Origin of the sequence: Palleronia salina (genome assembly GCF_900141995.1) — a bacterium.
GTDB lineage: Bacteria > Pseudomonadota > Alphaproteobacteria > Rhodobacterales > Rhodobacteraceae > Palleronia > Palleronia salina.
In genome coordinates this window covers 259,879-271,712 of the sequence record NZ_FQZA01000002.1, presented here as the reverse complement: position 1 = coordinate 271,712, position 11,834 = coordinate 259,879, and the positions used below count along the sequence as shown (strand labels likewise).

The 11,834-nt window shown below is 67.6% G+C and carries 11 protein-coding genes and 1 tRNA gene; 7 read left to right on the top strand and 5 right to left on the bottom strand.

Translation table 11 applies throughout. From position 1 onward, the window contains the following. Positions 1–11 precede the first annotated feature (11 nt). The gene (locus BUB76_RS04200; RefSeq protein WP_073127069.1) at positions 12–335 is read right to left on the bottom strand and encodes a DnaJ family domain-containing protein; all 324 of its coding nucleotides are present in this window, start codon (positions 333–335) and stop codon (positions 12–14) included. Between the two features lie 221 nt (positions 336–556). Next, positions 557–1,885 (bottom strand): mechanosensitive ion channel family protein, encoded by a 1,329-nt coding sequence (locus tag BUB76_RS04195; RefSeq protein WP_073127067.1) that lies wholly within the window; start codon positions 1,883–1,885, stop codon positions 557–559. 232 nt (positions 1,886–2,117) lie between these two features. Here BUB76_RS04195 and leuC point away from each other — a divergent pair, with 232 nt between their 5' ends. The 5 genes from leuC (at position 2,118) to leuB (ending at position 7,519) form a co-directional block, all read left to right on the top strand. Continuing rightward, entirely contained in the window at positions 2,118–3,539 is a 1,422-nt protein-coding gene (leuC, locus tag BUB76_RS04190) for a 3-isopropylmalate dehydratase large subunit (RefSeq protein WP_073127065.1), read from the top strand. A gap of 11 nt (positions 3,540–3,550) precedes the next feature. Next, positions 3,551–4,156, top strand: a complete 606-nt coding sequence (gene leuD, locus BUB76_RS04185) for a 3-isopropylmalate dehydratase small subunit (protein WP_073127063.1) — start codon at positions 3,551–3,553, stop codon at positions 4,154–4,156. 281 nt (positions 4,157–4,437) lie between these two features. Next, the gene (locus tag BUB76_RS04180) at positions 4,438–5,259 is read left to right on the top strand and encodes a hypothetical protein (RefSeq protein ID WP_308417662.1); all 822 of its coding nucleotides are present in this window, start codon (positions 4,438–4,440) and stop codon (positions 5,257–5,259) included. Then, entirely contained in the window at positions 5,250–6,338 is a 1,089-nt protein-coding gene (locus BUB76_RS04175; RefSeq protein WP_308417664.1) for an endonuclease/exonuclease/phosphatase family protein, read from the top strand. Before BUB76_RS04180 ends, BUB76_RS04175 begins: the two co-directional genes overlap by 10 nt. Positions 6,339–6,418: 80 nt before the next feature. Then, positions 6,419–7,519, top strand: coding sequence for a 3-isopropylmalate dehydrogenase (gene leuB / locus BUB76_RS04170; protein WP_073127056.1), 1,101 nt, complete (start codon positions 6,419–6,421; stop codon positions 7,517–7,519). On the opposite strand, the gene BUB76_RS04165 is transcribed toward leuB, so the two are convergent. Then, the gene (locus BUB76_RS04165; protein ID WP_073127054.1) at positions 7,516–8,007 is read right to left on the bottom strand and encodes a DUF421 domain-containing protein; all 492 of its coding nucleotides are present in this window, start codon (positions 8,005–8,007) and stop codon (positions 7,516–7,518) included. The genes leuB and BUB76_RS04165 overlap by 4 nt on opposite strands. 91 nt (positions 8,008–8,098) lie before the next feature. Here BUB76_RS04165 and BUB76_RS04160 point away from each other — a divergent pair, with 91 nt between their 5' ends. Next, on the top strand, positions 8,099–9,109 hold the full coding sequence (locus BUB76_RS04160; RefSeq protein WP_073127051.1) for a DMT family transporter: 1,011 nt from the start codon (positions 8,099–8,101) through the stop codon (positions 9,107–9,109). A gap of 15 nt (positions 9,110–9,124) precedes the next feature. Continuing rightward, positions 9,125–9,201, top strand: a tRNA-Pro gene (locus tag BUB76_RS04155). Between the two features lie 20 nt (positions 9,202–9,221). Here the strand turns inward: BUB76_RS04155 and crtB are convergent. Continuing rightward, entirely contained in the window at positions 9,222–10,256 is a 1,035-nt protein-coding gene (gene crtB, locus BUB76_RS04150; RefSeq protein ID WP_073127049.1) for a 15-cis-phytoene synthase, read from the bottom strand. After that, positions 10,253–11,806 (bottom strand): phytoene desaturase, encoded by a 1,554-nt coding sequence (locus tag BUB76_RS04145; protein WP_073127046.1) that lies wholly within the window; start codon positions 11,804–11,806, stop codon positions 10,253–10,255. The genes crtB and BUB76_RS04145 overlap by 4 nt, the downstream gene beginning before the upstream one ends. Positions 11,807–11,834 lie beyond the last annotated feature (28 nt).

The window sequence follows — 11,834 nt, the reverse complement described above, 5'->3', positions numbered from 1 at the left end:
GGCGCGCCGGATCAATAGCGCAGCCCGCGCCGCCGCTCGGACATCATGGCCAGGCGCATCTGCGTCTCGGACAGGGCCGACATGGCCGCGCGGCGTTCGGCCTCGGTCGTGGCGGCGGCCAGGGCCGCGCGCTGCTGCGACGCCCGCTGGTAGAGCGTGACCTCGGGCGGAACGACGCCTTCGGACTTCATGACCTTCATGCCAGCCTCTTCCATCGGGTCGAGCCCGCTTTCCTCGATGGCGAGGCGCGCGCCCTCCCCCTCGAGCTGCGACAGGTCCCCCGCGTCGCGGGAGGCTTCGATCAGGCGTTCGGCGATACGTGTGAGCCAGGACATGACCGGAAGATGGCCCCCGCGCCGCCCCCTTGCAAGTCGCTAGCCTGTCGCGCCCGGCCCTGACCCATCACTGGTCCGGAAATACCCCGGGGCTTCGGCACCGGCCGGCGCGGCTCCCGAATTCGGAACGAACGCAAAAGGAGAGGCAGGCACCGATCTGGCGATGCCATCACTGGTCCTCAAATACTCGAACACCCCGCAGGCGACTTGCGAGACGCCCGTCAGTCCAGCGCCCGCGTCTCCACCGACACCGTGTCGTTCAGCACCTTCACCTCGCGCTGCGGGAACGGGATCGAGATGCCGTGCTTCTGGAACGCGTCCCACAGCGCCAGGTAGACGTTGCCGCGGATATTGGTCAGGCCCTGGGTCGGATCGGTGATCCAGAACCGCAGGATATAGTCGACCGAGCTGTCGCCGAAGCCCACGATATGGCACACGGGCGGGCGCGTGGTCAGCACGCGGTCGACCTCGGACGCCGACTCGATCGCGATCTTGCGGACCTTGTGCGGGTCGTCGCCGTAGGCCGTGCCGAAATAGATATCGAGCCGGACGAAATTGTTCGAATGCGACCAGTTCACCACTTGCCCGGTGATCAGGTCCTCGTTCGGGATCAGGTATTCCTTGCCGTCGCGGGTCGTGATCGAGGCGTAGCGCGCGCCCAGCGTGTTGATCCAGCCGAACGTCTCGCCCAACGAGATCACGTCGCCGGGCTTGATCGACTTGTCCAGCAGGATGATGACGCCCGAGACGAGGTTCGACACCACCTTCTGCAGGCCGAAGCCCAGCCCGACGCCGATGGCGCCCGACAGCACCGCGAGGCCGGTCAGGTCCACGCCCACGACCTTCAGCGCGACGAAGAACGCCGCGCCGTAGAGCAGGATTTGCAGGACCTTGACCATCAGCACCCGCATGGACGGGCTGATGCTTTCGTTGCGGCGGATCTGCTCGGCCGAGCTTGTCGCCACCAGCCGCGCGCCGACCATCAGCACGCTGACCAGGACGGCGGCCTTCAGCAGGGTCAGCAGGCTCAGACGGAAATCCCCGAAGCCGAAGGCGATACCGTCCAGCGCCGCGCCGACCTCCTCGGTGACGCCCAGCAGGTAGAGCGTGACGTAGATCCACAGGCCCCAGCGCACGACCACCCGCAGGGCCGGGTTGCGCACCAGCCGCGTGGCGAAGACCACCCCCAGCCAGGCCAGCGACAGCGACCCCGCCAGCGCCAGGATATAGCTGCGCGACGGGAACGGCGTGTAGGCGCGGACCGTCCACACGGCGAGCCAGATCAGAACCACGAAAAAGATCAGCTTCAGGCGCTTGTTCACCGTCAGCAGAAGCCGCAGCTGCCATTTCGGCCGCCCCTCGAGCCCGCGCATCCATTCGTGCATGCGCGGCTTGCACCAGGCGTTCAACGTCCAGGCGGCGACCACCAGGCCCACGATGATGGCGATCTGCCACAGGCGCGAGGGCAGCAGCAAGTTCTGAAACTGCAGCTGGGCAAGGTCCCAAAGCTCGACGAAGGCGGTCCTGAGCGCCGTGAATTCCTGTTCCATCAGGGCAGAATGGCGAGGCCCTGATCACAAGACAAGCCAGCCGGGCGCGAGGTGCTTTATTTGCCGCATGGCTTGGGATAAACCCGCGCGCATGACCCGAGTCTTCGACCTTTGCGACCGCACCCGCCTGCGCGAACGCTTTTTCGGTGCCACCCGGACGGTGCTGGCGCGCCTATAGGGCTGCGCCCCGTCCGCACCCACCCACAGACATTCGCCAATCAGAGGACACGCCATGTCCGGCAAGACGCTTTACGACAAGATCTGGGACGCCCACCTGGTCCACGAGGCCGAGGACGGCACCAGCCTGCTTTATATCGACCGCCACCTGGTCCACGAGGTGACCAGCCCGCAAGCCTTCGAAGGCCTGCGCCTGGCTGGCCGCACCGTGCGCGCCCCGGGCCAGACCATCGCCGTTCCCGACCACAACGTGCCCACGACCGAGGGCCGCGAAAAGGGGATCGAGAACCCCGAGAGCCGCATCCAGGTCGAGGCGCTGGACAAGAACGCCAAGGATTTCGGCATTCACTACTACCCCGTCAGCGACGTGCGGCAGGGCATCGTGCACATCATCGGGCCGGAACAGGGCTGGACCCTGCCCGGCATGACCGTCGTCTGCGGCGACAGCCACACCGCGACCCACGGCGCCTTCGGCGCGCTCGCGCACGGCATCGGCACCTCCGAGGTCGAGCACGTGCTGGCCACCCAGACGCTGATCCAGCAGAAGTCCAAGAACATGAAGGTCGAGATCACGGGCAAGCTCGCGCCCGGCGTCACGGCCAAGGACATCACCCTGTCCGTCATCGGTCGCACCGGCACCGCCGGCGGCACCGGCTATGTCATCGAGTATTGCGGCGAGGCGATCCGCGACCTGTCCATGGAAGGCCGCATGACGGTCTGCAACATGGCGATCGAGGGTGGCGCCCGCGCCGGCCTGATCGCGCCGGACGAGAAGACCTTCGCCTACGTGCAGGGCCGCCCCCACGCGCCGAAGGGCGCGCAATGGGAAGCCGCGCTGAACTGGTGGAAAACGCTCAAGTCCGACGACGACGCCCATTGGGACAAGGTCATCACCATCCGCGGCGAGGACATCGCGCCCGTGGTCACCTGGGGCACCTCGCCCGAGGACGTGCTGCCCATCACCGCCGAGGTCCCCGCGCCGGAAAGCTTCCAGGGCGGCAAGGTCGACGCGGCCAAGCGCGCGTTGCAATACATGGGCCTGACCGCCGGCACGCCGCTGAACCAGATCGAGATCGACACGGTCTTCATCGGGTCCTGCACCAATGGCCGGATCGAGGACTTGCGCGCCGCGGCCGAGATCCTGAAGGGCAAGAAGATCGCCGTGAAGCGCGCCATGGTCGTGCCGGGCTCGGGCCTGGTCCGCGCGCAGGCCGAGGAAGAAGGCTTGGCCGACATCTTCCGCGACGCCGGGTTCGAATGGCGGATGGCCGGCTGCTCCATGTGCCTGGCGATGAACCCCGACCAGCTGGCCCCGGGCGAACGCTGCGCGGCAACGTCGAACCGGAACTTCGAAGGTCGCCAGGGCCGCGGCGGGCGCACCCACCTGATGAGCCCCGCCATGGCCGCCGCCGCCGCCGTCACCGGCCGGCTGACCGACGTGCGCGACCTCATGCAACCCGTGGCCGAACCGGCATAAGGATCAAATCCATGGAAAAATTTGAAAAGCTGACCGGCATCGCCGCGCCGCTGCCGCTGATCAACATCGACACCGACATGATCATCCCCAAGCAGTTCCTGAAGACCATCAAGCGGTCTGGGCTGGGCGTGAACCTGTTCGACGAGATGCGGTATAACGACGACGGCAGCGAAAACCCCGATTTCGTCCTGAACCAGCCGGCCTATCGCGACGCGGAAATCCTGATCGCTGGAGACAATTTCGGCTGCGGCTCGTCGCGTGAGCACGCGCCCTGGGCCATCAAGGATTTCGGCATCCGCTGCGTGATCTCGACCAGCTTCGCCGACATCTTCTTCAACAACTGCTTCAAGAACGGCATCCTGCCCATCGCGCTTCCGCAGGAGCAGGTGGACCTGCTGATGAAGGACGCCGAGAAGGGATCGAACGCCCGGATGACGGTCGACCTGGAGAACCAGACGATCACGACATCGGATGGCGAGCAGATTTCCTTCGAGGTCGACAGCTTCCGCAAGCACTGCCTGATGGAGGGCCTGGACGATATCGGCCTGACCCTGGAGAAGGCTGCCGCGATCGACAGTTTCGAGGCGCAGGCCTCGCAGTCGCGGCCCTGGGTCTGACCCTTGTAGGCCAGTAGGCCACAACCACAAGATGCAGGGGTCGGCTTACGGTCGGCCCCTTTTTTGTGCCTTATTTGATGCAAAGTCGCACCAGTTATTCCACGAAACCGCCCCGAATTCCCTGTTAACCAAGATCCGAAGTTGCGCGTCCAGCGACAAGTGGGGCAAAAATTGGGCAAGATTGAGGCATACCGCGGCCAGCCGCGGACCATCGTTGGAACAAGCGCCCGGCATCGTATCGGTCGCGTCCGGAACGGGGTAATGAGACAGTGATCTCACGGGTGACAGGCGCGCTTTTGCGCGGGATCATGGTTGCGTTGCTGATCGCGACGCCATCGCTGATCCTGCCTATCGTGTCCGATGACACGACGCAGGCGGTGGCATTCATTGCCATCTGCGCAGGCGTCCTGACCCTGTTCGAGTACGGTTCGCGCTATCCCTGTCTCTACGAATTCCGCGATGCCGCGCCTTTCAACCGCATCCGCTTCACCATGCTTTTCCTGACCGTTGCCGCGATCAGCCTGATCGCGCGCGGTCAGAGCGATCCGAACTCGCTCACGGTCCTGTTGGAAATCGTGGGGCACGTGATCGGCCGCGCGATGGACTTCCCCTATTCGCCGGTGCGCCTGCTGGTGCTGATGATGCCCGAGGACGCCACCGTCCGCGAATTGCTGCTGGTGCGCAGCGCCGTCGGGCTCGCCCACGTGATCTCGCTGCTGTCGCTGGCAGTGTTCGTCCTGCTGCTCGGTCGGCGCAGCTGGCCGCTGAAGGGCGGCAGCTTCAACGTGTGGGTCAACCTGCCCACCTTCGATCCCACCCGCGGCGGTGACGTCGTCACCCGGCTGGAACGCGACGGACGCATCAACGTGCTGTTCGGGCTGCTGCTGCCCTTCCTCATGCCCGTTGCCATCAGCACGGCGTCGGACCAGTTCGGCCGCATCAGCCTGCAGGACCCGCAAACGATGGTCTGGGTGATCTCGGCCTGGGCCTTCCTGCCCGCGTCGCTGTTCATGCGCGGCATCGCCATGGCCCGGATCGCCACCATGATCGACGAACGCCGTCGGCAGTCGTCGCTGAACGCGGGCGGCATGGTATCGGCCTGATCCGTCGTCTCGCCGCCGCGCTGCTTCTTTCGGCGCTGCCGGGGCTGGCCGGCGCCACCGACCTGCGGATCGCCACCTTCAACACCGATCTCTTCGCGCGCGGGCCCGGCCTGATGCTGCGCGACATTCTCGAGGATGACCCGCGCCCGCTGGCGGTCGCACGCATGATCGCCGAGGCCGTGCCCGATATCCTGGTTTTGCAGGGGGTCGACTACGACGCGGGCGCCGCCACGCTGAACGCCCTGGCCGAGACCGCGACCGAGGCGGGCGCGCCTGACTACCCCCACCGCTTCGCCCTGCCACCGAATTCCGGACAAGCCACGGGGCTGGACCTGGACGGCGACGGTCGGCTGGGCGGTCCGCGCGATGCCATGGGCTATGGACGTTTCGCCGGGCAGGGCGGCATGGCCGTGCTGTCGCGCTTTCCCATCGACGCCGACGCCGCCACCGACCTGTCCGACCTGCTGTGGGACGATCTTCCCGGCGCCATCCCCCCGGAGCCGCCCTTCCCCGACCCGGAGACCGCCGCGCAAAGGCGGGTGTCGTCGACCGGGCACTGGATCGTTCCCGTCACCGTGGGCGACGAGGTCCTGCACCTGATGACGTGGTCCGCCACGCCCCCGGTCTTCGACGGACCCGAGGATCTGAACGGTCGCCGCGCCCATGACGAGACGGCGCTTTGGCTGCGCCTGCTGGACGGCGCGCTGGCGGTCCCCGCGCCGCCCGCGCCCTTCGTGATCCTGGGACTTGGCAATATCGACCCGGTGGATGGCGAGGGTCGCGCCGAAGCGGTGAACGCGCTTCTGGACGATCCACGCGTGCAGGATCCCGCCCCGCGCAGCGCCGGAGGCATGGCCGCGGCGGACCCAGAACACGTGGGCGACCCGGCGCTCGACACCGCGGACCTGGACGGCCCGGGCAACCTGCGGCTGAGCGTTCTTCTGCCCTCGGCGGACATCGCGGTGCGTGATGCCGGCGTGCTCTGGCCCGCCCCGGACACCCCGCAGGCGACGGATCTGGGACCGGTCGAGGACTGGCCGCGCCATCGCCTGGTCTGGGCGGACATCACCCTGCCCTAACCACGCCCGGGGCCCCGCGCTTGACGGCCCAACGCCCCCGCTATACCCCGCGCTGGACCCATAGCGACGGAGCGTAACCCATGCCGAACCCTTCCCTTCTGATCCTTCCCGGCGACGGCATCGGCCCCGAGGTCATGGCCGAGGTCCGCAAGGTCATCGACTGGTTCGGCACCCATCGCAACCTGACCTTCGACGTGACCGAGGATCTCGTGGGCGGCTGCGCCTACGACAAGCACGGCACGCCCCTGACCGACGAGACCATGGCACAGGCGCAGCGCGTGGATGCCGTGCTACTGGGCGCCGTCGGCGGCCCGAAATACGACGACCTGGATTTCAGCGTGAAGCCCGAGCGCGGCCTGCTTCGCCTGCGCAAGGAAATGGACCTATTCGCCAACCTGCGCCCGGCCCAGTGCTTTGACGCGCTGGCCGATTTCAGCTCGCTGAAGAAGGACGTGGTCGCGGGGCTGGACATCGTCATCGTGCGCGAACTGACCAGCGGCATCTATTTCGGCGAGCCGCGCGGCATCATCGAGGAAGGCAACGAGCGCGTGGGCATCAACACCCAGCGCTATACCGAGTCCGAGATCGAGCGCGTCTGCCGCTCGGCCTTCGAGCTGGCCATGCGCCGCGGCAAGAAGCTCTGCTCGATGGAAAAGGCCAACGTGATGGAATCGGGCGTGCTCTGGCGCCAGATCGCTACCGAGGTCGGCAAGGATTACCCCGATGTCGAGCTTAGCCACATGTATGCCGACAACGGCGCCATGCAGCTGGTCCGCAATCCCAAGCAGTTCGACGTGATCGTGACTGACAACCTGTTCGGCGACCTGCTGTCCGACGCCGCCGCGATGCTGACCGGCAGCCTCGGGATGCTGCCCTCGGCCTCGCTGGGCGCGCCGATGGAAAACGGTCGGCCCAAGGCGCTGTACGAGCCCGTCCACGGCTCGGCCCCCGACATCGCGGGACAGGGCAAGGCGAACCCCATCGCCTGTATCCTGAGCTTTGCAATGGCGCTGCGTTACAGCTTCGACCGGGGCGACGACGCTATGGCGCTTGAAGGCGCGGTCGAGGCGGTGCTGGCACAGGGCCTGCGCACCGCCGACCTGCTGGGCGAGGACGGTAAGGACCCCGTCACCACTTCGGAAATGGGCGATGCCATCGTCGCCGCGCTGGGCGCCGGCTAACGGCGCACATTCTCGAGCAGGCAATCGTCTACCTGTTCCGCGCCGTGCAGGACACTGACTTCACCGGTGTCCTCAAGCACCACGGCGCGGACATCGGACAGGCGCAGGGCATTCGCCTCGCGCAGCTTGCCCATCAGGTCGTCGTGGGTCACCCGGCCGCGCAGCATGTTGTGTTGCAGGATCTCGCCGTTCTCCATCAGCAGAAGCGCCGTGTTGTCGATGGCCTGGTGGAAGGAGTCGCTCCGCGACCGCGCTTGCGATGACGCGCGCTGAACGACGAACAGGGCGACCAGTGCGCCCATCGCCACCAGGTAGGCCTCCATCTTGTCCGCCGTGACGACGGCCGCCAGGACCGAGCCCGTGGCAACCGTGATGGCGAAATCGAAGCCCGACATCTTCGAGAAACTGCGCAGGCCGTTCAGGCGGGCGAGCAGCACGACAAGCGCGACGCCCGTGGCGGCGCGCAACATCAGGTAGATGATTTCCATGGGCGGTCCCTTTCCGATCTGGCAGGACAGCGTTTGCCGGGCCCGGCGGTTCCCCCTTGACCTGTGGCGCGTTCGGGCGTTCTGAGACAGCATGACCTTCACGCTGCCCCACGCCATCAAAGGCCCGCTTTTCGCCCTGCTGGCCTACGCGATCTTCGCCACCCACGACGTGCTGGTGAAGGCGCTGGGGGCGACCTACTCGTCCTTCCAGATCATCTTCTTCTCGGTGCTGCTGGGATTCCCGCTGGTCACCGTGATGCTGATGCGCGACCCGGTCTCGGGCACGCTGCGCCCGGTGCATCCCTGGTGGACGGCGCTGCGCACGGTGGCGGGTGTCTCGGCCCTGATGGGCGCGTTCTACGCGTTCTCGAACCTGCCGCTGGCGCAGGTCTATGCCCTGATCTTCGCGGCGCCGCTGATCATCACGGTGCTGTCGATCCCGATCCTCGGGGAACGGGTCGGGGCCCATCGCTGGGCGGCGGTGGTGGCCGGGCTGATCGGCGTGCTGGTGGTGCTGCGGCCGTGGAACGCCGACGAACTGACGCTGGGCCACGCCGCCGCGCTGCTGACGGCGTGCGGTTCTGCCACCGCGTCGGTCGTCGTGCGCAAGATCGGCAAGGACGAACGTCCGGTGGTCCTGCTGCTCTATCCGATGATGACGAACTTCGTGCTGGCGGGCGCCATGATGCCGCTGGTCTACCAGCCCATGCCGCTGCTCCACATGGGTATGGCGGGGGGTGTCGCGCTCCTGGCGTTTCTTGCGGGCCTGCTGATGATCGCGGCCTTCCGCAACGGCGAGGCCGCGGTGGTCGCCCCCATGCAGTACAGCCAGATCATCTGGGCCGCGATCTTCGGCGCACTGCTGTTCGGCGAACGTCCCGACACGCCCACCTGGATCGGCGCGGCCATCATCATCGCGTCGGGCGTCTACATCGTGCTGCGCGAAAGCCTGGGCGGCCGGTCGCAGACGACGCCCGCCACCGCCTATCGCCACCGCACCGACAACGTGGCGGTGCCGCGGATCGCCATGCTTCTGCGAAACCAGGCGAACCGGGTGCCGCCCGGCTATCAGGCCCTTGCCAAGCGCCCGCCGAAGCAGTAGTCCGCCCCCCACGGTCGGGCAGTAGCGCAGCCTGGTAGCGCACCTGCTTCGGGAGCAGGGGGTCGGAGGTTCGAATCCTCTCTGCCCGACCAGTTTTCAGGAAATGCCTGTTTCAGCCCGCCGCGCGGCCGGATCGCACGCGGTCGACCTGTTCCAGCTGCGCGAATGCGCCGATCAGCGCGCCCGAGCGGCCTTCGCCCCAGGGCGCACTCGCTCGCGGTTGCCGGGCAGCGGCATCGACCAGGAACTGCACCTCGGGCAGGGGCCGGGCATAGAGCACGGCCGAGCGCGGCATCGCCACCGTCACCCCCGCGCGCAACATCGACAGGCCCATCCAGCCCGCCTTCTGGCGCCGCGACGTTCGGCCGCGCCAACTGACCGAATCGCACCCGTTGCGCCGGACGGCGGTGCCGATGCCGGCGTAGATGTGCCGCGCCGCGAAGATGCCAGGACGCGCGCCCATGGGCAGGGCGGCGACGCCGGCCTCGGCCCGCAGGTACAGCCGGTCGGCATGGTCGAGCAGGCGGCGCACCATGCCGCGCACCGCGTCGGTGGGCAGCGGTTCGGCGAAGAAGGCGTCCGCGTCGATTCGCGCCGCGTCCAGCCAGTCGGTCGGCAGATACATCCGCCGCGCGCGCGCGTCCTCGCCCACGTCCCGGGCGATATTGGTCAGTTGCATCGCCACGCCCAGGTCGCAGGCCCGGGCCAGCGCATCGGCATCGCGCACCCGCATCAGCACGCACATCATCGCGCCCACGGCCGCCGCCACCCGGGCGCAGTAGTCGTGCAACTCGGACAGGGTGGCGTAGCGCCGGCCAAGCGCATCCCAGGCCAGCCCTTCGAGCAGGGCATCGGGAAGGGCGCGCGGCATCTCGTAATCGGCGATGACGGCGGCGAAGGCCCTGTCAGCCGGCGCGTTCAGCGGCCGCCCGTCATAGGCCAGGTCCAGCCGGTCGCGCAGCCGCAGAACCGACGCGGCCTTGTCGTCGACCAGGTCCACCGCGTCGTCGGCCAGCCGGCAAAAGGCATAGAGCGCCAGCGCCGGGTCGCGCACCTTGGCCGGCAGAATCCGCGACGCGGTGTGGAACGACAGCGACCCGTGGCGGATCGCGTCGCGGCAATGCTGCATGTCGTCGGGGTCGATCATTCGGCGGCAACCTTCTGGGGGATCGGCGGCGAAACGGGGCGCGCGGCGTCGGGGACCAGCTTGCCCAGAACCTCGGCCGACGAGATCACGCCGGGCAGCCCTGCGCCCGGATGGGTGCCCGCGCCGACCAGGTAAAGCCCGCGCGCCTCTTCGCTGACATTGTGGGGCCGGAACCAGGCCGATTGCAGGATGCGCGGCTCGATGGAAAAGCCCGATCCGTGCGGCGACAGGTAGCGGTCGCGGAAATCGTTGGGCGTCATCACGTGGCTGGCGCTGATGCGGTCGCGGAAACCGGGAATCACGGTCTCCAGCTGCGCGGCGACCAGGTCTTGGTACCGGTCCGCCTCGGCCTCCCAGTCGGCCGCATGGTCGAACCCAAGGTGGGGCACCGGCGACAGGGCATAGAACGTGTCATCCCCCGCGGGCGCCACGGTCGGATCGGTCACCGAGGGGCGGTGGATATACAGGCTCATGTCCTGCGACAGCTGCCCCTTGATGAAGATGTCGCGCACCAGCCCCTGGTAGCGCGGGCCGTTCAGGATGGTGTGGTGGCCCACGTCGCCCCACATGTCCGCCGTGCCGCGCGTGCCGAAATACCAGACGTAAAGCCCCATGGACCAGCGGCGCGATTTCGTCCTGGCCGGGGTCCAGCGCCGCTTGGCGTGGTTGCGCAGCAGGCGGTCATAGGTGTGTCCCGCGTCGGCGTTCGAGATCACGAGGTCGGCCGCAATGCTTTCGCCCGAGGTCAGGCGCACGCCCCGCGCGGTGCCGCGTTCGATCACGATCTCGTCCACCTCGGCCCCGTGCCGGACGTGACCGCCCTGGTCCTCGATCACCCGCACCATCGCCTCGGCAATGGCGGCGACACCGCCGATGGCGTAGTGGACCCCGAATTCCTTCTCGAGGTGGCTGACCAGGATATACATGGACGTCACGTTGAACGGATCGCCCCCGATGAACAGCGGGTGAAAGCTGAACGCCATCTGCAGACGCGGGTCGCGGAACCGCCGCTTGGCGTGGGCGGCGACGGAGCGATCGGCGCGCAGCCACGCGAATTTCGGCAGCACCGCCACAAGGTCGCGCAGCCGGTGCATGGACCGTCGCCCGAGGTCCTCGAACCCGAACGCGTAGCGCGCCTCGCTGTCTTTCAGGAATCGCTCGTAGCCCGCGACATCGCCGGGCGACAGGCGGGCGACCTCGTCGCGCATGGCGTCGGTGTCCTGCCGCGCGGTGAAGGTCGAACCGTCGGGCCAGCGGATCTGGTAGAACGGATCGAGGCTGCGCAGATCGACGTCGGCGTCGAAGTCGCGCCCGCAATCGGACCAGAGCTCGCGGAACAGCTGCGGCACGGTGACGATGGTGGGTCCTAGGTCGAATCGGTGCCCTTCCTCGTGCAGGGCCGAGCCGCGGCCCCCGGGGCTGTCGAGCCGGTCCAGCACCGTGACACGATAGCCCTTGGCCCCCAGCCGCATGGCCGCGGCCAGGCCGCCCAGACCCGCGCCGATGACGACGGCGTGGCTTGGATCACTGTGTTTCGATGTGCTGCGCATGGTTACAGCCTATAGATGTCAACTTTGC